This is a genomic window from Methanocorpusculum bavaricum DSM 4179 (assembly GCF_000430905.1).
GTDB classification, from domain to species: domain Archaea; phylum Halobacteriota; class Methanomicrobia; order Methanomicrobiales; family Methanocorpusculaceae; genus Methanocorpusculum; species Methanocorpusculum parvum.
Window position 1 is genome coordinate 277,490 of the sequence record NZ_AUMX01000001.1, and the last position, 20,879, is coordinate 298,368.

The 20,879-nt window shown below is 53.2% G+C and carries 25 protein-coding genes and 1 tRNA gene; 11 read left to right on the top strand and 15 right to left on the bottom strand.

What is annotated here, in order from left to right; translation table 11 throughout:
* Positions 1 to 12 precede the first annotated feature (12 nt).
* The 5 genes from H575_RS01605 to H575_RS09060 all read right to left on the bottom strand — a co-directional run bounded on the left by H575_RS01605 (position 13) and on the right by H575_RS09060 (position 2,573).
* Complete coding sequence (locus tag H575_RS01605; RefSeq protein WP_211213850.1) at positions 13 to 741, bottom strand: AAA family ATPase; 729 nt, start codon at positions 739 to 741, stop codon at positions 13 to 15.
* Between the two features lie 65 nt (positions 742 to 806).
* Positions 807 to 1,430: an ABC transporter ATP-binding protein gene (locus H575_RS01610; RefSeq protein ID WP_042696805.1), complete on the bottom strand. Its 624-nt coding sequence runs from the start codon at positions 1,428 to 1,430 to the stop codon at positions 807 to 809.
* A complete protein-coding gene (locus H575_RS08840; RefSeq protein ID WP_081406607.1) occupies positions 1,424 to 1,879 on the bottom strand; it encodes an oligopeptide/dipeptide ABC transporter ATP-binding protein in 456 nt (151 codons plus the stop codon). Before H575_RS08840 ends, H575_RS01610 begins: the two co-directional genes overlap by 7 nt.
* Entirely contained in the window at positions 1,825 to 2,346 is a 522-nt protein-coding gene (locus H575_RS08845; RefSeq protein ID WP_052319898.1) for an ATP-binding cassette domain-containing protein, read from the bottom strand. The genes H575_RS08840 and H575_RS08845 overlap by 55 nt, the downstream gene beginning before the upstream one ends.
* Positions 2,343 to 2,573: a hypothetical protein gene (locus tag H575_RS09060; RefSeq protein ID WP_209314974.1), complete on the bottom strand. Its 231-nt coding sequence runs from the start codon at positions 2,571 to 2,573 to the stop codon at positions 2,343 to 2,345. The genes H575_RS08845 and H575_RS09060 overlap by 4 nt, the downstream gene beginning before the upstream one ends.
* Before the next feature lie 52 nt (positions 2,574 to 2,625).
* On the opposite strand from H575_RS09060, the gene H575_RS09065 reads away from it, so the two are divergent.
* Genes H575_RS09065 through H575_RS01630 form a run of 3 tightly spaced genes read left to right on the top strand, consistent with a single transcriptional unit; the run spans position 2,626 to position 4,454 of the window.
* Entirely contained in the window at positions 2,626 to 2,862 is a 237-nt protein-coding gene (locus H575_RS09065; protein ID WP_155897827.1) for a hypothetical protein, read from the top strand.
* A 7-nt stretch (positions 2,863 to 2,869) separates the two neighbouring features.
* Positions 2,870 to 4,159, top strand: a complete 1,290-nt coding sequence (aspS, locus tag H575_RS01625; RefSeq protein ID WP_042696810.1) for an aspartate--tRNA(Asn) ligase — start codon at positions 2,870 to 2,872, stop codon at positions 4,157 to 4,159.
* A 10-nt stretch (positions 4,160 to 4,169) separates the two neighbouring features.
* Entirely contained in the window at positions 4,170 to 4,454 is a 285-nt protein-coding gene (locus H575_RS01630; protein ID WP_042696812.1) for a Dabb family protein, read from the top strand.
* 2 nt (positions 4,455 to 4,456) lie between these two features.
* Here the strand turns inward: H575_RS01630 and H575_RS01635 are convergent, their stop codons facing one another.
* Together H575_RS01635 and H575_RS01640 are read right to left on the bottom strand one after the other, a co-directional pair.
* The gene (locus tag H575_RS01635) at positions 4,457 to 4,663 is read right to left on the bottom strand and encodes a helix-turn-helix transcriptional regulator (protein WP_042696814.1); all 207 of its coding nucleotides are present in this window, start codon (positions 4,661 to 4,663) and stop codon (positions 4,457 to 4,459) included.
* The gene (locus tag H575_RS01640) at positions 4,663 to 5,082 is read right to left on the bottom strand and encodes a hypothetical protein (RefSeq protein WP_042696816.1); all 420 of its coding nucleotides are present in this window, start codon (positions 5,080 to 5,082) and stop codon (positions 4,663 to 4,665) included. Before H575_RS01640 ends, H575_RS01635 begins: the two co-directional genes overlap by 1 nt.
* Before the next feature lie 26 nt (positions 5,083 to 5,108).
* Between H575_RS01640 and H575_RS09375 the strand changes: the two genes are divergently transcribed.
* Positions 5,109 to 5,342 carry a hypothetical protein gene (locus H575_RS09375; protein WP_095641605.1) on the top strand — a complete coding sequence of 78 codons (234 nt, stop codon included), beginning with the start codon at positions 5,109 to 5,111 and terminating at the stop codon, positions 5,340 to 5,342.
* Positions 5,343 to 5,425: 83 nt separating this feature from the next.
* Here the strand turns inward: H575_RS09375 and H575_RS01645 are convergent, their stop codons facing one another.
* Positions 5,426 to 5,905, bottom strand: coding sequence for a pyridoxamine 5'-phosphate oxidase family protein (locus H575_RS01645; protein WP_042696821.1), 480 nt, complete (start codon positions 5,903 to 5,905; stop codon positions 5,426 to 5,428).
* A 42-nt stretch (positions 5,906 to 5,947) separates the two neighbouring features.
* On the opposite strand from H575_RS01645, the gene H575_RS01650 reads away from it, so the two are divergent.
* The 4 genes from H575_RS01650 (at position 5,948) to H575_RS01670 (ending at position 9,605) form a co-directional block, all read left to right on the top strand.
* On the top strand, positions 5,948 to 6,910 hold the full coding sequence (locus H575_RS01650) for a methionine synthase (RefSeq protein ID WP_342664199.1): 963 nt from the start codon (positions 5,948 to 5,950) through the stop codon (positions 6,908 to 6,910).
* Between the two features lie 137 nt (positions 6,911 to 7,047).
* Positions 7,048 to 7,323 carry an HNH endonuclease gene (locus tag H575_RS01655; protein WP_042696824.1) on the top strand — a complete coding sequence of 92 codons (276 nt, stop codon included), beginning with the start codon at positions 7,048 to 7,050 and terminating at the stop codon, positions 7,321 to 7,323.
* Between the two features lie 125 nt (positions 7,324 to 7,448).
* A complete protein-coding gene (locus H575_RS09605) occupies positions 7,449 to 7,781 on the top strand; it encodes an energy-coupling factor transporter transmembrane component T (protein WP_342664200.1) in 333 nt (110 codons plus the stop codon).
* A gap of 756 nt (positions 7,782 to 8,537) precedes the next feature.
* Positions 8,538 to 9,605, top strand: a complete 1,068-nt coding sequence (locus H575_RS01670; RefSeq protein WP_042696829.1) for a type I restriction endonuclease — start codon at positions 8,538 to 8,540, stop codon at positions 9,603 to 9,605.
* Between the two features lie 45 nt (positions 9,606 to 9,650).
* Here the strand turns inward: H575_RS01670 and H575_RS08850 are convergent, their stop codons facing one another.
* Positions 9,651 to 10,043, bottom strand: a complete 393-nt coding sequence (locus H575_RS08850; RefSeq protein ID WP_052319900.1) for a zinc ribbon domain-containing protein — start codon at positions 10,041 to 10,043, stop codon at positions 9,651 to 9,653.
* Between the two features lie 137 nt (positions 10,044 to 10,180).
* Here H575_RS08850 and H575_RS01680 point away from each other — a divergent pair, with 137 nt between their 5' ends.
* Complete coding sequence (locus H575_RS01680; protein WP_042696835.1) at positions 10,181 to 11,977, top strand: hypothetical protein; 1,797 nt, start codon at positions 10,181 to 10,183, stop codon at positions 11,975 to 11,977.
* 642 nt (positions 11,978 to 12,619) lie between these two features.
* Positions 12,620 to 12,701: transfer RNA gene (locus H575_RS01685), tRNA-Leu, on the top strand.
* 32 nt (positions 12,702 to 12,733) lie between these two features.
* Here the strand turns inward: H575_RS01685 and H575_RS09075 are convergent.
* The gene (locus H575_RS09075; RefSeq protein WP_342664203.1) at positions 12,734 to 13,015 is read right to left on the bottom strand and encodes an SOUL family heme-binding protein; all 282 of its coding nucleotides are present in this window, start codon (positions 13,013 to 13,015) and stop codon (positions 12,734 to 12,736) included.
* On the opposite strand from H575_RS09075, the gene H575_RS09510 reads away from it, so the two are divergent.
* Positions 12,903 to 13,754, top strand: a complete 852-nt coding sequence (locus H575_RS09510) for a hypothetical protein (protein ID WP_042696838.1) — start codon at positions 12,903 to 12,905, stop codon at positions 13,752 to 13,754. The genes H575_RS09075 and H575_RS09510 overlap by 113 nt on opposite strands.
* Positions 13,755 to 13,780: 26 nt before the next feature.
* Here H575_RS09510 and H575_RS01695 read toward each other — a convergent pair whose 3' ends face one another.
* The 5 genes from H575_RS01695 to H575_RS01720 all read right to left on the bottom strand — a co-directional run bounded on the left by H575_RS01695 (position 13,781) and on the right by H575_RS01720 (position 20,815).
* Positions 13,781 to 14,137 carry a cupin domain-containing protein gene (locus H575_RS01695; RefSeq protein WP_180738240.1) on the bottom strand — a complete coding sequence of 119 codons (357 nt, stop codon included), beginning with the start codon at positions 14,135 to 14,137 and terminating at the stop codon, positions 13,781 to 13,783.
* Between the two features lie 969 nt (positions 14,138 to 15,106).
* On the bottom strand, positions 15,107 to 18,532 hold the full coding sequence (locus tag H575_RS01705) for a DNA polymerase II large subunit (RefSeq protein WP_042696845.1): 3,426 nt from the start codon (positions 18,530 to 18,532) through the stop codon (positions 15,107 to 15,109).
* Between the two features lie 3 nt (positions 18,533 to 18,535).
* Complete coding sequence (locus tag H575_RS01710; protein ID WP_042696848.1) at positions 18,536 to 19,012, bottom strand: HEAT repeat domain-containing protein; 477 nt, start codon at positions 19,010 to 19,012, stop codon at positions 18,536 to 18,538.
* Positions 19,012 to 19,941 carry a mechanosensitive ion channel family protein gene (locus H575_RS01715; RefSeq protein WP_042696851.1) on the bottom strand — a complete coding sequence of 310 codons (930 nt, stop codon included), beginning with the start codon at positions 19,939 to 19,941 and terminating at the stop codon, positions 19,012 to 19,014. Before H575_RS01715 ends, H575_RS01710 begins: the two co-directional genes overlap by 1 nt.
* A gap of 1 nt (position 19,942) precedes the next feature.
* On the bottom strand, positions 19,943 to 20,815 hold the full coding sequence (locus tag H575_RS01720) for a DUF432 domain-containing protein (protein ID WP_042696853.1): 873 nt from the start codon (positions 20,813 to 20,815) through the stop codon (positions 19,943 to 19,945).
* Between the last annotated feature and the right edge of the window lie 64 nt (positions 20,816 to 20,879).

Consider the following 20,879-nt stretch of genomic DNA (forward strand, 5'->3'; position numbering starts at 1 on the left):
TTTTTCTTTGTTTCAATCCTCGAACAGAGCATCGAGCATACGGCTCGGATCATCCAGAAAGCGTTTCGTGATCTGATACGACGCGGTCTTCTCATACGTCGTTTTCAAAATAGCCTCCGGCGTGATCTCAAAAATATCAGCACCAGGATACGTTATCAAAATCGGAGAATGGGTCGCGATCAAAAACTGAGAATCCTCCTCTTCGACCAGCCGTTTGATTTCAAGCAGCAAAGTCATCTGCCGCATGGGGGATAGTGCCGCTTCGGGCTCATCCAGAATATACAGGCCGTTCCCTCGAAAACGGTTTTGGACAAGCGCCAGCAGACTTTCCCCATGCGACTGATCGTGCAGGGACTTCCCGCCGTACCCTAAAAGATCCAGATCCAGATCATCCGCCTGTGATGCCACATTGTAAAAACTCTCTGCCCGATAAAAAAATCCGTCCTTCTCCCGGCCTCGGCGCGATAATGTCAGATACGAATGCAGATCTGACTCGGTCGGTCGTGTCACAAAGGAAAAGTTTTTCGACCCGCCCTCCGCATTGAACCCAGCTGAAATGGCGATAGCTTCCAGAAGCGTTGACTTGCCCGAACCGTTTTCTCCGACAAAAAACGTCACCGGCGACTCGAACGACAGCTCGCCCATACGCAAAAGATTTTGGACCACCGGCAGATCAGCAAGATACGACGTGTCCAGAAAATCCTTCAGCATGATCTTATGCAGATAGACGGACCCTGACATGATAGTAGTAGTACAATCGGCAGGAAAAAATATCAAACTGCGCATCAGGATCTGAAGGAAAAACCTTACAGACAAATCACCCGGTCCGCCATGAATGAGACGACCGAGGGATCGTGCGAGATGAACACATAGGCGACACCGTTTTCCTTCTGGATATCTTTCAGCAGGTGCAGGATCTGCGCCTGGACCGAAACATCCAGCGCCGAGGTCGGTTCATCCAGGATCATCACCTTCGGGTGAACGAGCATGCCCCGGACGATCGCGACCCTCTGTGCCTGACCGCCGGAGATCTGGTCAGGATAGCGCGATAAGATCTCGGTCTGCAGACCGGCTCGTTCGAACTCAGCCAGAAGAACGGCGTGATGATCCGATTTTGGAACACGGCGAAGGCTCAGAACAGCTGAAAGCGACTGCCGGATCGTCAAAACCGGATTGAACGAACCTGCCGGATCCTGAAAGATCATCTGGATCCCGGGGTCAGGGCGGGTCAGCGTTTTTCCGGCATACCTGACGGACCCGGTATCGGAGCGTTCCAGTCCGGCAAGGATCCGGGCGCAGGTACTTTTTCCCGAACCCGAAGGACCCGTAAGCCCGACCGTCTCGCCGGGAGAGAGCGAAAGAGAAAAATCATCCAGAGCAGGGTTCATGCCGTAGGATCTGGAGATATGCTCAGCTTCAAGGATCAGCATTTATGACACCTCACCCCGTCTTTAAGATCGGGAACAGCCGTTCTGCACCGTTCGCCGGCATGCGGGCATCGCGGATGGAACACGCAGCCTTCCGGCAGATCGGTAAGTGCGGGAGAGATCCCCGGGATCGGAACGAATCCGTTCTTTGGAAGACTGCCGAGAAGACCCCGGGTGTAGGGATGTTTTGGCGACGTCAGCACTTCACGCGTTTCCCCCTCTTCAACGATCATCCCGCAGTACATGACCGCGATCCGGTTCGAAAGACGGGAAGCCACATCCATATCATGCGTGATCAAAAGCAGCCCGGCCCGATTTCCGGCGGTCACCGTAGAAAGCATCGCCTCAAGATCCTTCACATTGGCGGCATCCAGACCCTTCGTCGGCTCATCGGCGATCACCAGATTCGGATGAAGCAGCGACACCGCGGCAAACACGATCCGCTGACACATACCCCCGAACACATCCAGGGATAGGCATCCATCACCCGGCCTGCATCCAGACCAAGACCCCGGAGAACCCCTTCGGCCCGCAGCTTTGCATCCGTTTCCGAACAGAGTCCGTGGATCACCTGCGGCATGACCAGCTGTTTTCCGATCTTCATCACCGGATTGAGGGCCCTCTCCGGACTCTGAAACACCATCCCGATCTCCTGACCGCGGATCGATTCCAGCTCGCGTTCAGTGAGATGCAAAAGATCCTGACCCTGATACGAAATCCTGCCAAGCACCTCCGTCCCGAAAGGAAGCAGACCCATCACCGACTGAGCGACCACGGACTTTCCGCACCCCGACTCGCCGACGATCGCGAGACACTCTCCGTGCGCAAGCGAGAGAGAGACATCGCGAACTGCAGGGATCTTTCCGCCAGACCCCGGGAACGAAACCGACAGATCAGTGATCTCAAGCATATCCGTCATACCTGCACCACCTCACGGACCCCGCGTTCATGGATAAAGGCAAGACTGGTGATCACCAGAACGCCGAGAATTATGCATAATGCCGGAGGCAGCCACCAGTACCACATACCGCGAAGGAACCCGCTGTACGTAAAGGCATCCGAGATCATCCCGCCCCACGAGACCATAAGGGGGTCGGAAAGTCTGCACGGGGAGAAGTACTGGGCAAAACCCAAAGCCGATGTCATCTGGAACTGTCTGTTTCAAATGGGGATCTATGCGGATATTGCCGTGTATCCAATGAAAGACGAACGGGGATATCCGGATCTGGAGACCGCAGTCAGCGAGTATGCCGACCGGATGGAAGCCCATGACGAGCGGCAGAAAGAAATCATCCGAAAATATCTGGATTCAGTGCTCGTCCGGGGAGCAAACGGCAGCCTCGTCTTCCCGGACGAAGGGCTGTATGCACACATCTCATGGAAAGTGGATCTGCCTGGAACAAACACTAATCTATCTCCACCGCAAATACTATAGAGATTTTATGCGTATACCAATAAAAGACGTGACCCCCGCAGTTGAGCGTGCGCACATTGCAGGCTGGGTCCACGAAGAACGTGATCTTGGAGGGCTCACCTTCCTCCTCGTTCGCGACAGAACCGGGATCCTTCAGGTCACCATACCCAAAAAGAAAGTCACCCCCGAAGTACTCGCCGCCGTCAAAGACGCCACCCGCGAGTCAGTCATCGAATGTGAAGGCGTGGTCAAAGCCACCGAAAAAGCGCCCGGAGGACGCGAACTCGTCCCCGAGACGCTTCGCGTTATCTCCCGTGCCGAGACCCCGCTGCCGCTGGATGTCTCGGAAAAAGTTCCCGCCGAACTCGACACCCGGCTCGACAACCGGTACCTCGATCTCAGAAAACCCCGCATCAACGCTATTTTCCAGATCAGAAACGCCTGTCTCCGCGCCATCAGCGAATACCTCTGGGACCAGAAATTCACCCAGGTCCAGACCCCGAAGATCGTCGCTGCCGCAACCGAAGGAGGAACCGAACTCTTCCCGCTCGCCTACTTCGACAAGGAAGCATTCTTAAATCAGTCCCCTCAGCTCTACAAACAGATGCTCATGAGTGCCGGGTTTGACAGAGTCTTCGAGATCGGCGCGATCTTCCGTGCAGAAGAGCACAACACCGTTCGTCACTTAAACGAAGCCACCTCGATCGATATCGAAATGTCCTTCGCTGACGAAGAAGACGCCATGAAGATGCTCGAAAACGTCGTCGCTTCTGCGTATGCATACGTCGCAGAACACTGCGGCGACGCTCTGGAAACCCTCGGCATCACCGACTTCAAGGTCCCGACCGTTCCGTTCCCCCGCATCACCTACAAAGAAGCCATCGAGATCTCCACCGCCGGCGGCGAACCGCTCGTCTTCGGTGACGACCTCTCGACCGCTGCCGAGAGAGTCGTTGGTGAAAAGATGGGTACCATGTACTTCATCACCGAATGGCCTACCTCGACGAGACCGTTCTACACCATGCCTTTCGAAGACCGCCCCGAGATCTGCCGTGCGTTCGATATGATGCACCCCAGAATGGAACTGACCTCCGGCGCCCAGCGCTGTCATATCCACTCCCTCCTCGTTGAGCAGATCAAAGCAAAAGGTCTCAACCCCGATGCGTTCGAGTTCTACTTAAACCCGTTCAGATACGGCATGCCGCCCCACGCAGGCTGGGGACTCGGTGCCGAACGCCTGGTCATGACCATGCTCGATCTCCAGAATATCAGAGAAGCCGTTCTCTTCCCGCGGGACCGACACAGAGTCAGCCCATAACCCCTTTTTTATGATAAAGCACATCGTCCTTTTCAAACTCAAAGACCCTGCCTGCGCTGAAAAAACCCGCGAGATGCTCCTTTCGATGAAAGGCGTTGTTCAACAGATCCGCGAGATCGAAGTCGGCATCGACTATGCGCACACCGAACGGTCGTTTGACATCGCGCTTTCAGTCATCGTAGACGACGAAACCGCTCTCCGCGGATATGCAGAGCATCCCTATCACATAGATCCGGTCACAAAGTATGTGAGAAGCGTGAGTGAAAAAAGTGTGATCGTAGATTATCGCATCTGATTTCAGATCCCGTCCTCTTCGCCGAAAAGAAACACCTCTTCGATCGGACAATCGAATACAAGAGAAAGTTTGTGCGCAAGGAGGACCGACGGATTATACTGGCCCTTCTCAAGCGAAATGATCGTTCGCGACGAAACGGAGATGATCTCTGCAAGCTCCGCCTGGGTCAGATCACGGGCGGCCCGCAGTTCTTTTATCCGGTTCTTCATCACAGCCTCTTGTCGTAATAGATCTGCGACCCGATCGAAAGCCCGGCAACCAGAAGAACAAGCCCGCACGCCGCAAACGTCACATACACCTCGGCTCCTGCCAGCGCCGAAACAAGCGTGCATGCACACAAAACCGGCGTAAAGATCCGGACAGTATTCCAGCCGGCACGTTCACGGATACGGATATTCCGCTCGTCATGCTCCTCGATCTCCTGGATTTTGAGAGTTTCGGGCGTCTCAACAGCTTTTTTAACGGATGCACCAACCAGATTTCCCGCCGAGAGAACGAGTAACGCTGCGCCGATCCCGTAACATGCTCCGTTCAACGTAGTACTTCCTGTAAATACAAATACGGCCAGAAGGATCAGAACGATCCCGGCGGCAAGTCCGCAGACGGAAATGAGGATATTCTTTTTCATACTATGGTATGTGAAGTTTATTTCATATGAAGTTTTCTTCACATCAAATAAAAATCCCGGGGATATTTTTAACAGGGTTCAACGCCAATCTGAATCAGCAAAAGTACAGCGAGGTAAAAAGTATGCCGACAAGTAAAAAACAACTGGAAAAACTCAACAAAGTAAAGAAAGCAAAGGCAGAAGAACTCGCCAAGCAGGCTGCCGACGGAAGCAAAGAAGCCCAGAAAAAGCTCAAGAAACTCGAGAAAAAGCTTAAATGATCAGATGCTTTTCCCACGGGGTATATCCAGCATGGGAAAGCATCTTTTTTTGAGGCAATCTATAATTTTTTAAAATGTGGAGATCATCCGTTTTTCAGCGCAACGATCTCCTTCACATCAACCAATTTCCAAACCATTGTCCGGTCTTCGCCGATGATCTTCTCAGGTGACTCGGTGGGTGAATGACCCAGGGCATAGAGACTGTTTTCCGAGATTTTTTTGTCTGAGATCAGCTGGACGAAGTGGCGTTTTACCGCACGTTTTCTCTCGTCATCCGTCACCTCGGAGAGCTTGCCGAGAAGCGTCACAAACCTGTATGTCGACATATCCAAAGCGACATCCTCTATTTCGACAGAGACGGCCGGATTCTGGGAGAACAACTCCACCTTTTTGCCGTATCTGGTCGAGAGGAAGTAGAGGTTTTTCTCATCGAATACATAGAGGAAGGGTGCGATGTAGGGATGATCTTTACCGAAAAACGCGATCCGGGATATTACGTTGTCACGAATAAGTGAGTCGTATTCGGGTTTTAGCATCTTCGGGATCTTTAATGGTGCGGACATGGGTGACTAATGAATAGATTCCTTTGAGCGTTGATATAATCTTTGGTCGCGGCAAAATCGGGAAGACCGGATCCAGAGGATTTTTATCTGCGCAGGACGACCTACTTTATCATGGATCTGCCGTGCCTTATGCCGACGACGGTCGTCGGTTCGTTTCCCTGCGTGAAAGGGACGGGACTTTCGTCCCTTATAGACCCGTATAAAAAAGCGGTTCAGTTTGCAGTAGCAGAGCAGCTGAGAGCAGGGGTGGATATCATCTCCGACGGGCAGGTGAGATCGGATATGGTGCAGGCATTCGTTTCGAAGCTGCCGGGGATCTCTGAAAAGACGGTCGTCGGCAGGATCGGGGCGGCCGATAAGCCGATCACGGTGGGCGATACGAAGTATGCTTTGACGCAGACGAAGTATGTGAAGGGGATCCTGACAGGCCCCTGCACGCTTGCGTATGCTTTGCAGGTGAACACGCCGATCTACCGGAATAAGGAGGAGGTGGTGATGGATCTTGCGGCCGCTCTGCATCAGGAAGCGAAGTTTCTTGCGGAGACGGGGGTTTCGATCATTCAGGTGGACGAGCCGATCCTTTCAACGGGGGCGATCTCTGTGGATACGGCACGGGAGGCGCTGAAGATCATTTTTGCAGGGATCAAGACCCCGTCGTGTATCCATACGTGCGGGATGCTTGGGGAGATCGCGGATTCGTGGACGAAGCTTCCGGTGGATATTCTGGATTTCGAGTATGCGGTTTCGATGGAGAATCTTTCGGTTCTTTCAAAGCGGGATCTTGGGGGGAAGAAGATCGGCTGCGGGTGTGTGAAGAGTTCGGATCCAAACGTGGAGTCGGTGGAGGAGATCGAGCGGCGGATCATGCTCTGCGTGGATGCGTTTGGGGCAGAGAATATTCTGATCGATCCGGACTGCGGTCTTCGGATGCATACGCCTGAGACGGCATTCGAGAAGCTAGCAAGGATGTGCATAGCGACGCGGAACGTGAGAGGGGCTCTCTGAACAAACGGAGAGATTTTTTTTAGATGAGGGGCCAGTTTGCGGGTCATTTCCCCGCATAATCCCGGGATTTTTGAAAATAGCAGTTATGGATAGGTTTATAGTGACGGAGAGACCTACTCCTACGTAATGGAGAAGATATGGCATTTACAGAAGATGTGGTGAAAAACGCGTTTGACCGGGTGAACGGGTATTGTCAGGTCTGCGGGAAGAAACTGGTGTATGCGAGCAGAGGGAGTGCGCAGGGACGGGGAGGCTGGGAGGCGAGGCATATCAAACCGGTTCTTGAAGGGGGGAAGGATGAGGTGAGAAACTGTATGATCGTGTGTATGGAGTGTTATAATGCACCGGCTCCGGTGAGGAGCGGGGAGCGGCCGCCGGCACGGGTCGAAGGGCCGCGTTTCGGGGAGAGATGAAGGGAGGGGAGGAGGGTGATGAGCAGTTTTTTCATTGCTGTCACGCCGTGAGTCCTGTCATCGTGCTTTGCGTGTCGACATATACCCAATAACCGTTTCCAGGCGTCATGAGACGGTCGGGGCTGTTGGCTTGCGAACCGCCGTTGACGATCGCGATCCGGTTTATCCCGACTCTGCAGAGAGAGGGTGTCAGGATCAATGAGGCGCAGCTTTCCCGCGGGTACTCTCCCGGAGGAGGCGTTATCGGGAAGCTGAAGCAGCTCGGCCCGGTGATGCTTCCGCTTATGCTGAATTCGCTTGCAAAGGCGGATACGCTTGGGCTGACGATCGATATGCGGGGCTACCGGAAAGCGTCGGAGCACCGGAGGAAGATGGTCTACCATGCGGCAGATCTCGTGACGGTCCTTCTGGTTGCCGGGATCTTTGCGGGCATCGTGTATGTGACGTTTATCCTGTGAGTGGGGGGATAATCCCTTTTTTTTTGTTTTTTAATAGGAGTTACGCGGTGTTATTCTGAATCCAATTCGGAAAGGGTATTACTGGGTGTAGACACAAGAGATTATTTAACCGCGAATCTCCGCGAATTAACGCGAATCGCATTTTCCTTACGTTCGGGTGCTCTGCTCCGGCTGATCGCCTACGCAGGAATCGCACCCTCTCTTGAAAAATGCTATCGGAAAAACCCGCGTGCGGGTTTTTCTATTGTTTCATTATTTTTTCGATTACACAAATAGAGAAGTTTACGGAGAGAAAAACCGGCACGCCGGTTTTTCCGATAGCATTTGTCCAAGAGCCAAAGGCTCTTGAGACGTCTCACGAGCTTTCAGCTCGTGGACTTTTCCAGACGGCGTGCGATTCCTGCGCAGGCGAAGCCCAAATGGGCAAAGCCCATTTGAGGCGGCACGCAAATCTTCGATTTGCACGCATCAGCCGGAGCAGAGCACGACGGCGCAAGAAAAATGCGATTCGCGGAGATTCGCGATTGCGTGCAAGCCGAAGGCTTGCGTGCCGCCTCAAGCGGGCTTTGCCCGCTTGGGCTTATTCGCGGTGGAATATCTCATACATCCAAACCCAGCGTTACACGAAATCGAAATACATCTTATACGTACGTCAGTTGGTGTCAGTCGAGATCACAACACCACGTAACTCCCATCTAGAATATTTGGGGAAACAACTATATATTTTTGGACTATATCATTAACTTGTGAATTTTAATGGATTTTAACGATCAACTACGCGCTTTTTCAGTTCGCATTCCAAAAATTATCGAGAGTGTAAAAACAGAAGAAGCAACAAAAAATGGATTAATTTTACCTTTTCTTCAAATTCTTGGCTATAATGTATTTGATCCAAGCGAGGTATGCCCTGAGTGCATAGCAGATGTTGGAACAAAAAAAGGAGAGAAAGTTGATTATGCGATTATGAAAGAGGGGAAACCTGTAATATTAATCGAGTGTAAATCTTTTGATGTTGATTTAGCATCAATACACATGTCACAACTTTTCCGGTATTTTTCCGTTGTTCCGGCAAAACTTGGGATCCTTACTAATGGTAAGAAATATTTGTTTTTCTCTGATATTGATGCTCCAAACAAGATGGATACAAAGCCCTTTCTTGAATTGGATATGGTAAACCTCACTGATCAGAATATTGAGACACTCAAACAGTTTAGAAAGGAATCTTTCAATGTTGACAAAATCCTCCCCTCAGCATTGAACATGAAATATATCAAGGAGATAAAACAAATTCTCGCTCAGGATATGGAATCTCCATCACAAGAGATCGTGCAATACTTTGCTCATCAGATTTATGACGGCCGGCTCACTAAAAATATGGTTAGTAACTTTACCGAAATCACCAAACGTGCTTTGAACCAGTATATCAATGATGTAATAAATGAGCGGCTGAAATCTGCCATGGCTCCTGAACTATCTGAAAAACCAGAAGAAAAACCAGTGGACGAAGGCATCATTGAAGATGATTCTGAAATTACTACAACCCAAAGTGAGATAGAAGGGTTCTACATCATTCGTGCAATACTGAGTGATATCGTTGCTCCTGAACGGGTCATAATGAGAGATGTAAAATCGTATTGCAGCATCATTTTGGATGATACAAATAGAAAACCAATTTGCCGGTTATATTTTAACAGTGAAACAAAGCGCTATATTGGGTTATTTAATAATGAAAAAGAGGAGAGGCAGGTTATTAATTCAATTCCGGATATTTACAAATACGCCTCGCAACTTCGGGATACTGTTAAAAAATACGATATTAAATAAGAAAACCTACGCGTTCCAATAACCTTGGAGGATTGAGGGGATCCCCTACTCCCTCTTCTCCTCCGTCTTCACCATCCACTTCCCCTTCTTTTCCATCTTCGCCTGCGCCCCTGCCGGATCATCCAGAACCTTCAGAACCGCGTCAAGATCCCGTCCTTCCTCAAGCTCCTCCCTCAGCAGATCCTTCAGCCACGCGAAATACATCGACCTCTTACTATCCTTCAGACTCGCCCCGCACTCATTACAGAACTTCGCCGTCCCTGAATTCACCGTGCCGCACGCCGGGCACACATTCAGCAGACTGATCCGATTCACCATCGCTTTTCGCACCCAATCCTGAACCGTCGTCCCTTCCACGCGTGCCGCCGTTTCCAGCTGCATCTTCAGGTTCTTCGGGAGCCGGATCAGGATCTGATCATCGTTTCTTTCTTCAGACATAATGTATCTATTTACATATACGGGTTATAGCTATAAATACTATGCTATCTAATTATTCTGTATATCATGATACATTTGATAAAACTAAGAAAAGGAGTGACAACCTAGCCTTGATTGAAGTGCAAACAACCCTGCCGATGCCTTACACAGTAAAGCATCACGAAACGATCACAGAACAACTCTCGCCCGAACACCCCGGTGTCAACCTGGATTTGAGCGCCTACCGGTTCGGTCTGTATAAAAACGGCGAACTCGTCGACATAATCACCACCTTCGATACCGGCCCCGATCTTCGTCGGGCCGTCAAAGAACACATCACGGACAATGAACCCGAAGGTCCCGAAAAAGCGTTCCTTCTCCGGTTCTTCGACCCGTCTTCTGCCCCGCCCTGGGAGCGAAAGACCATGATCCGCCGGCAGCTCCCCTCGCCTGACGCTCTCCTCAACTCCCTCAACGACGAAGGAAACGCCGTCCGCTTCGAAAAAGAAGCCGCCGGCCACCTTGTCTACGACGTCGCGAGCGGCGAATGGTATGCCTTTATCAACAATCACTGGGAACCTGCCGGCGACAAAATCGGCAAAACCCTCCGGTTCATCGGCAAAAGCATCGAAGAAGAACAGAAATACTGGAACCGGCGGGCAGAAATCGAAAACACCCCCGAGATGCGAAACCTCGTTGCTCAGCTCCAGAATCACCTGAACCTCAGCAAAAACCACACAAAACAGGTGTCTCTTCGGAAAATGATCGAAGGCTCCTCCATGCAGGTGAACCTCGCCGAAGCTTCCGACGGCCGGTATATCACCTGCAAAAACGGTGCGATCGACTGCAAAACCGGCGAGTTCATCCCGATCTGGGCGTGCGATTCGATCCGCGAAAAGTATCCGCTGATCTACTTCGATCTGACCTACACGCCCGGGCTTCGCTCGCAGGCGTTCATCGACCACCTCAAAAAGGTGTTTGACGACAACACGAGCGGCCTTTCGGAAGAGGAGCGGACGCTTCGGATGATTGAGCTCGGCCGGTTTTTTCTGCGGCTGACGGGCTATCTGCTGTATCCGGGAAATCCCGAGCAGATCATCCTTTTCCTGTGGGGGAAGGGAAGCAACGGGAAGTCGACGACGATCGACGTGCTGCGGGAGATCTTCGGGCCCGAGATGTCGGAGGCGTCGGTCCGGGAGCTGTATGCAGGATTTGAGGACCGGCCGGCGTCGGGTATTTCCCGGTCGCTTTCGAAGCGTGCGATGCTGATCTCGGAGGCGAGCGATGAGGAGTCCCGGGGCGGGCGGATCAGTGCGGATACGGTGAAAGCGCTGACGGGGGACGCGATGACGAGCCGGTTCCGCGATATGTATGCGAAGTCGCGGCCGCAGAAGGTGGTCTGCACGCCGGTGGGGGTGACGAATGAGCTGCCGAGATTCGATAAGACGCTGGATTTTGCCCTGCTGCGCCGGCTGAAAACGATCCCGTTTCCGCATCTGTTTGCGGGGGATGAGCGGGTGAAGGATATCCGGGAGTCTTTGCTTGCAGAGAAGGATGCGATCTTTTCGATGATGGTGGATGAGCTTATCGCATATACGAAGGAAGGTCTTTTGCCGGTTCCGGCGTTTTGTGCTTCGACGCAGAATGAGCTGCTTGCAGGGTTCGAGGTGTCGGCATTCATTGAGGAGTGTGTGGAGAAGTCGGAGACAGGGCGGGTTTCCCGTCTGGAGCTGGAGGAGGCGTATATTTCGTGGTGTGCCAGGCATGATATTCCGGTGGGGCTTTCGAAGATCCAGATGCCGGGGTATGATGAGTATTCGCAGGTGAATTTCCGGCAGGGTCTGTCGGAGAAGGAGAAGAGGGCGCTGTTTAAGGGGATGCGGGTGTATGGGTTTGAGGAGATTAAGTCCGGGGCAGGACGATTTTTCAACTGCCGGCTGAAATGTGGGTCTTGAGTTTGGACACGTTGTATTTTTGAAACGTGTCCAACTCATTTTTTAGGGGAGGTTTTGGACACGTTCTGAAAACCGGTCGTGTCCACGAGAAACCTTTTGAATTCAGTTTTTTATTAAAAATAGCTTGATTTTGGGGTTTTATCATGTTGGACACATTTTTTCCAAAACTCTGTATTTTGTAGGAAATAAGGGTATATTTAGGGTTTAGAAAATTTTCCCAGGGTTTTGAGAAAAATGTGTCCAAATTTAATATGGGTTTTTTTATCCATATCGGGAAGGATGTTTGTTGGGTGTGGAAGCATGAAGAAAAACAAACCGCGAATCGGCGCGAATCCCGCAAGCCGTTGGCTTGCTCAAAGAATCGGATTTGCTGATCCTCACTCTCGCCCGTAGGGCGGATTCAAGCGAGGGTCGAAAACCCGAAGCGGAGAGCAAAGCGAAGCTTTGCGGTTCGCGCCGATTCGCGGTTGGTTTTTCTCTTGTTTCAAAAGATATCCCATACACGAACTCGAAGACATCTCATAAGTACATCAGTTTATTTCGGTTGAGAATAACACCGCGTAACTCCTATCATAAGATGAACTGACCGCCGAAAGACGACAGCTTCATTAGAACCCATAGCCAATATGTACAAGTATTTTCGCGAGGGTATCCAAGTGGCCAACGGAGACTGACTCAAGATCTGTTCTTAAGTAGTTCGCGGGTTCGAATCCCTCCCCTCGCATCGGAATTATTCCTGTTTTGAAACCCTTTTCTTCACCGCTTAACCTCCACCCCCACCTCATTATGCCGCAAAAATCCCGGCGTCCAGGGCGGATTATACCGCATCAAAAACACCTCTCCCGCCGGCTCTATCCCCGCGTCACGAAGCCCTTTCAAGAGCCGGGTCTCAACCTCCTTCACCTCCTCCTCACGGGTTTTTCCCTTGAACGTGATAACCGCCGCCTCCCGCTCAGGCACCGGAACGATCCGCACCTTACTATCCAGCGGCTCCGGGACCTCTTCCGGGGTTTTCCCCGCCGGCATCACAAACGACATCGTCGACGCATCGGAAACGACCGGCGCTGTCATCGGGATCTTTGCCGCCGTCAGTGTTCCTGCAGGCAGCGGATATTTGGTGATCCCGGGAACAAAGCCCGATCATCCGGAGTATGAACCGTTCACGCCTGCCGCAAATTATCAGTGGCTGAAGGCTGAATACATCGCTGAGGTCCCGGGCACGTATTATATCGCGATGGTGAACAAAGGAACGAATGCCGGAAATTACGGGCTTGCGCTCGGGTTTCGCGAGGAGTTCACTCTGGCGGAATGGATCATGATCCCTCTTTCGATCGGGAACGTGCGGGTGTGGGAAGGGAGCAGCCAGGCGTTTGTGGTCGGATTTCCCGTGTTTATTGTCCTGATTGGGATGGTGTATCTGTTCAGGTTCAAAAAAGAGCCGCTGCCTTTACATCCGGAGACGCTCGCCGGATCGGCCGGAGGTCTGCTGTATCTGGCGGGGTCGGGTTTTATGCTGGTCCAGGCGCTTATGGCGCTTATGAAAACCGGGTTTGCGGGATCGTTTCTGGTGACGGCGATCTTTATTCTGATCCCGCTGGTCATGGGAGTTTTGATCCTGCGGTATATGATGAGACCCGTGAAGTATCGGGGAGCAAAACTGATTCTGCTCGGCGTTCTCGGAGTGGTTGTCTGGGGAGGTTATGTGGTGGGGCCGGTTCTGGTGATCTGTGCCGGGCTGAAGCTCCTGGTTGACGGAATAAAGCAGAAGGAGGGGTGACCCCCCGGCGGGGTCATCGGGGAGGGTTAGAGGATCCTGGTCTTCATCTCCTTTCCGTCGCTGGTTGTGAGCTGTTTGATGACCATGACCCGAAACAGGGCATTGCTGTCGTTTATGAGCAGATGCGGGATGTTTTTGGGGCTTTCGATGAGGGAGTTCTTTTCCACATTTTCCTGTTCGTCGCCGATGACGACGGTCCCCTGTCCTTCGAGTACATAAAAGAGGACGTCGACGGGGGTCATGTGCTTTTTGAGGGATTCGCCCGGCTGGAGACTGATGACGACGATGTCGGTGACCGCCGATCCGTGGATCTTTCGGACGTCCACTTTGTGAGGGGTGTCTGCGATGGGGGTTTTGTCAAGTTGTGTTACGTAGATCGTCATACTATGTAGCTTCGCTACTGAGGGGAAATAGGTTACTGATGAGGCAGAGATGTTGATTTGAGGAGGGGGTGTTCGTGTCAATCCAATTCGGAAAGGAGGTGACTGAGTGTGGAAACATCTTCCGCCTGAATGAGATCCGCCCCAACCCTGCGTGACTCCTATTTTAAAATAGGAGTTACGCGGTGTCATTCCCAATCCAATTTGGGAAGGGTAGTACTGGGTGTGGACACATGAGATAAAACCAACCGCGAAGCGGAGAGCAAACCAAAGGTTTGCGAGTGCGCCGATTCGCGGTTGGTTATTTTTATGTTTCCACACCCAAAAAACTCCTTTACGAATTAGAGTTACACAAACACCGCGTAAGTCCTATTTAAAAAAAGTCATTCACCGCCGGCTTTGCCGTCAGCCCGCGGTCGCAAGGCAAAGCCTTGCTCCGCTGAAATCGCCGGTTGCACCATCGATCCGCCTCCGCTAAGGCCGCTTTCAGCGTCCAGCCCGCAGTCACTTCCCCACACCCCTAAATAAAAAAGAAGAGTCTCCATCCCTCCACCCCTGTCCCCCTTTTCGTGCATTTCGTTGGCGGGTTGGACGCTGAAAGCGGCCGACCTCAGCTGAGCAAACCGAAGGTTTGCGAATTTGTGATTTTTGGTGTTGGGGGACGGGGGAGGGAACCACATCTTTCTCACCATTTTTCATTCTTTTTATTTTCGTGTTTTTGTGAATTTTTCGTGAATTTCGTGTGATGAATCCGCTCAATCAATGAAAATCCCGTACACTAACACGAAAAACACCAAAAAAAAAACTCCCGCACCATTACAAATTTCGCATACCTGAGGGCGAGCCTATCGGCTCGCCCGCGGTCGCAAGTCTTCGCTTCGCTCTGACTTGGTCGCAAACCTTCGGTTTGCTTAGCTGAAATCGCCGGTTGCACCGTCGATCCGCCTCCACTGAGAAACCTAAAGGTTTCCGTCAGAAGAAGTCCGACAGATCCATCTGCGTCTTCTCCTCTTCTCCAAACGTCGAATTGATATTCATCTCCGTCACCTGGATCCGCTGATTCGTATAATCCGAAAGCGTATAATGCTCCGCCATATACTTCGAGATCTCCAGATACTTCGTCACGTTCCCCTTATGCATCGTCGCCTTCACCGGCCCCCCGCACTTATTGCACTTCCCCGAAACCGGGATCCGCCGGTAACTCGTCTTACACTTCGGACACCGGAAAGCCTGCTTGGAAAACGACCGCAGATTACCGATCATATCCGGCATCAGATGACTGTTGATGATCCTTTCTGCCAGATCGTTCGTATCCACCGCCCGGATCCGGTCAGCGAGCCCCAGCTCCGCCTTGATCTTATCCGCCGTCCCCTTCAGGATCGGATTCGTATACATCGTATCGATCGGCCCCTCCGAGATATCCGTCGTATCATGCGTAAAGGAAAAACCCTCGAACTGGCCGGGCGTCTCCACCCGCTTCTCCACATAATCCACGAACTTTCCGACCTCCTTTGGCGGCCGGTACGTCAGACACGCCAGGTAAACCTCCAGCGGATAGCGGGACATCACATCCACGTTCAGCGTCTCCTTATCCACCTCTTTTGGATTCAGCGTCGTCGTCAGAACCAGCGGAGCGTCCATCGTCCCGCCCCGGGTGCTCGGCAGAAAAGACCGCGAAAAGTTCAGCAGACCGTCCATCAGAAGCATCACACAGTCCTCATCCCCGTCGCAGTTTCGCCGCTTTGCCGCATGATAATACGGATGGGCATATCCAGCCTTCGCCTTCGTGAACCCCACGATCCGGGCGAGAACGCCCGCACTTGTATGCGGCGCAAGACCCATCACCAGGTGACCCACCAGATCCTCGGGCGTCTCCACATGATAAAACGCCTCCTGCCCGTACACCTTCACCAAAAGCTCATCGATATACCTGGCCACTCTGACCAGATACTCCCCGCAGTCCACGGACACCATGATATCCTGCGGATGGAGCTCCGCAGTCTGCGAAGCATCCGTCAGCTCCGCCCCGTGCATATCCTTCGTATAGCCGATCGACCGGAGCTTTTCCACAGAAACCCCGACCTCCGCCGGACGGAAATGCGTCAGGGGCAGATCGATCATATCATACCGGATCGTCCCGTCGCGGAACACGAAGATGGTGTTCTTCGCCCGAAGAAGACCCTTCTCCATAGGCTCGATCACCCGTTCACGCGAGATGAGCCCTCTGACCCCTTTCAGTTCGGGGGCTGAAGAAGGCGACATCCCGACGTTTTTCAGCGCAGCCGCATACTCCTGCGCCAGACTGATGATACTCTCCTTCGAACAGACCAGATTCGCTCCGCACCGCGGGCAGGAGTCCTGACCGGGTTCCCCTTCCTGATTACAGTGGGGACACCGGTACACCGCTTCGGTATGGGCGCCGCAGTCGGGACACCGGCTCTTAAACGTGACGGCCCCGCATTTTTGGCACCGCCGCTCGCCGGTCTGGATCTGGATAAGGCCCTCGACCTGACCCGCAGTCACCGAAGTTCCCGCAAAGTTCTCATCCGAATCTGCACTGCAGATCTTTGACGCGCTGTCGATGGAACGTTTCATCCCGCCCGCCTCCCCGATGGGGAAAAGCACATGGACCGGCGGTTTCATCTTTCGGGGCGCCGATTTGCCGGGTCTGCCCATCCTTCCCCCGACCCGTGTCCCGGCTTTGGACCGCATCTTCAGACCCGAGAGATGCGCCGCCATAATCAGACCGTTCGTAAACGGCGGGAGGGTCTGCCAGGCTGACGATCTTTCCAGCGTATCGGTCAGACCGAGTCCCCGGAGAAAGGCAAGCGGCGTTCTCAGGACATAGGATCCCTCTTCTACGGTGTGCGGAACGAGCAGCTCTTCGAGTACTTTTTTCACCGCAGGATCCTCGCGGATGTACAAAACACCGTTTTTCATCGAGCCGGAGGCGGCCGTCTTTTCTGCAAGAAAGGTCAGCTGTTCCTCGGTGCAGTCGTCCCAGAACCAGGTGTAATCCGGATGAAGGTAGGCGCCCTCCGCTGCAAAACGGAGAGCCTCGGCTTCGTCTGCCGGATGCCGGGAGCCGCCTTCCTGCAGCCACCACTCCTCACAGTAGCTTGGCGGCATGAGGACATGGTTGTTCTCCATGAACTCGCCAAACGAGATCAGAATCTCCCCGATGTCGAGGATGTACTCGATCTGATCATAATATTTGTTCGCCGAATCGAGCGTGTCGATTCTGCAGACCTCGCCGCTTTTCAGACGGACGGTCGGCCCTTCGATATCTGTGCACGGAACGACCCCGCAGGCTTTACCCGGCCGTTCGACCTTCATCTGCGTGCCGACCGCGAGATAATCGTCAAGGATGTGCAAGGTGGCCGGATTGAATCCGCAGGTCGCAAGACCGGTGTTTCTGCACCGGCCGAGGCGGAACCGAAACCCGCCTTTCCTCATCGGATACGAAAAAGCAGGCCTGCCGGCGAGCATATCCCGCATATACTTGTCCTTTGGGTGGACGCCAGGTTCCTCCTCCTCTTCCTGAGCGGGCGCGTTTCCGCTGATGAGCTCCTCGAGCCACTCCCAGCCGTCAAGGTTCATCTTTGCGACGTTCTTCTGGATCTTTGGGGCCTTCAGTCCGATACCTTCGGCGATGACAAGGCACATCCCTCCGCGGACGACGTTCGTTTCGACGCGTTCGAGATTCCGGTATCCGGAGATCTCTTCCTGCTCGGTGGGTTCACCGTCAATACAGACCGGACAGTGACGAATGATCATGCGGATGTCATCGTCTTTTGGGAGATACTGCATACTCTGGATGTTGTTGTACTGCTTGATCTCCTCGACATACCTCTCGATCTCGTCATCACGGGGTTTGTACCGGTCGATCCCGAGAAGCCGTCTGACATAATCACCGACGAGAACGGAAAGCGCCTGGGCGGTCCCTCCGGCGGATCGGATGGGTCCCGCGTAGTAGATCGAGAGATACTCGGTCCCGTCGTCGTTTCTTCGAACGGCGACCTTGCCGATGCCTTCGGTCGGCGCCGCGACCACGCCTTCGGTTAAAAGGGCCATGGATGTACGGATCGCGTGATCGAGGATCTCCTCGCGGGCCGCCTCGCCGAACTCCTTGCCGACAAAGGCGTCGCCGATCTTGAGAGCGGCCTCTTCTCTGGACATCCTGTCCTCGAGCTCCCGGATCTTTGCAGCGACCCCTTTGTAGCCGAGCAGAGCCTCCACGCGGCCGGCGAGATCGCTCGCTATCGGGATCTCCACATACGGCCGGGGGTCGACGCCGATGCTTTTCGCCGCATTGGCAATCTCCATTGCCCGGTCGAGGCCGGCGATAAGGCCGTCGAGATACGCCCGGTACTCAGGCGAGGTTACGAGTTCTGCCATGGATCAGTAGTCATAGATCTGAAATTTTGCGAGCGTCAAAACGGCGCAGAGTTTCACGGTGCCGTTTGGACTTTTCGCGGCTTTTAAAAGAGACGGGAGCGAAGGCTCGCCGATCTTTTCCAGGGCGGCGGCCGCCATGCCGCGGGTGGTAGGATTTTCCGAGGCGAACATGCCGACAAGCGTCGGGATGCTCTCTTCGCCGAACGCCGCAAAAACGGCGCCGTAATACTTCTGGACCGCCATGTCGGTCTCCTCTTCCGACGCAGCGACAAGGAAGGGGATCGCGGACGGGCCGATCCGGATCAGCGCACGGCCGAGGTACCAGCGGACGTTGAGGTCGGCTTCCTTTAGTGCCGCAATGATCTCGGGAACGACCGGATCCGGATCGTTTCGGGCAAGCGTTGCCAGCTGTTCGACGGCTTCATGCCGCAGTTTCAGATCGGCATCCGTGAGGCGGGAGAGGAGAGGGGCTATGTCCATTACTTGATCACCTTGACGGCGTTTTCCGGCGATGATTCGCTTTTTCCGAGCACTTCATCAGGCGTGAAGCCGTTGCCTCCTGACAACCGGGCCGACTTCGGCGCTTCTTCGCCGTACCAGAGGGTCACCTGCGGGAGCGGGATGTCGATGTTTGCTTTGCGGAGAGCCTTGAAGATCTTCCAGAGCAGGTCGGTCTTGACATCCCACCAGAAGCCTGACGGACACCAGATGCGGACTTTCAGGTTGATACTGTTGTTTCCCAGTTCGTCCACAAACACCGACGGAGCCGGACTCCTGAGGGCGTAGGGATGTTTGTCGATGACTTCTTTGATCACTTTGACGGCTTTATTCGCATCATCTGTGTATCTGATCCTGATATCGTAATCGAATCGCCGTGCGATGTGGGCCACGTAGTTGGTGATCTCCGAGCTGAACATCGATGAGTTGGGGATACGGACAAACAGCCCTTTGTAGGTGCGGATCGTTGTTGACAACAGACCGATGTCTTCGACATATCCTTCGGTACCGTTCACGCTGATGTTGTCGCCGACCGCCACCGGCCGCTCGAACATCAGCAGAACGCCGGCGACAAAGTTCGAGAGCGTGTTCTGCGAGGCAAAACCAAATGCCACGGCCACCACTCCCCCGGCGACCATCAGGCCGGAGAGATCAAGGTGGAGATACGGGCTGATGACAAGGAAGCCGATGAAGTAGATGGTCCATTTGAGGAGTTTCGCCAGAAACGCAATGTTGCTCGTCTCGACTTTTCCCGCGAGAATCCGCCTGAGCAGAGTGGAGAGCGTGCGGGCAAGCAGATAGGTCACGACGACTATGATGATGACCCCAAGCATGTCGCCATACGTGATCTCTCCGATCAGCTTGGTGTCAAGAAAACTGTTTCCTGTAAAGAAAAGCGACAGATCGACCATTTCAGATCAGCCCCATGTCCATCGTGAAGACGGTGTCGTTGAGCATACCGGGAATATTATAAAACGGCGTGATCTTGCGGGGAACATACACCCGGCTTGCGGGTGTCATATCCTCCCGGATAGGGTAATCGATCCCCGTCACCGAGGCAACATCGGGACTGGTGATGACCACGGTCGCCGTCGCTGCGGTGATATGCTCATCGAAGTAGAGGAAGAGTCCTTTCTGATAAAGGACCACTCTGCCGATGTTGACCCAGCCGGTCGTCCTGTTTTCGATCTCGAGTTTGAGCAGGCCGGACTGGTAGTTTCTGACATTGGGGGGATAATAATACACACTGCTTGTATGATGCCGGGTTATCACGCCGCGGCTGGAATTGCCGTACATGGAGTATTTGGGGTAGATGTAGGAGACGATGTCGAGTACCTCGGTCTCGCCGCTTTCGGACTCGATGAAAACCCCGATCTCGATCGGCATGGTCACAAAAACGACGCATCTGCCTTCCGGCTCGATCATGATCGGGTCAAAGCCTATCTCCAGAAAATCCGTGACATTGTCAGGAAGGTTGAGCGGCTCTACCGGGTGGATGAGGAGACTGCCGTTTGACATGGACACGTTCTTCTCGGTCTTCCAGTTGCCAAGAGCACGCCGGTAATGATACATACCCTTTTCCTGATCGACGGAGAGCGAGAGTCCCTGGAAGTTGACGGCGTAGGTGATCGGAAATTTGCCGTAGCTGAACTGCGGCGTGTCGGCGTAGGTGATCGGAAATTTGCCGTAGCTGAACTGCGGCGTGTCGGCGCCGTTTTCCAGTTCAAATTTTACAGAATCCCGTATTTTTTTGCGGCCGCCTGTGTGGAGTATTTTGAGTGCCATAATATCGTCCCTTGGATGTATCTATCTATAGGTACTGCAGGGGTAAGTTAGTTTTCATTAGCAG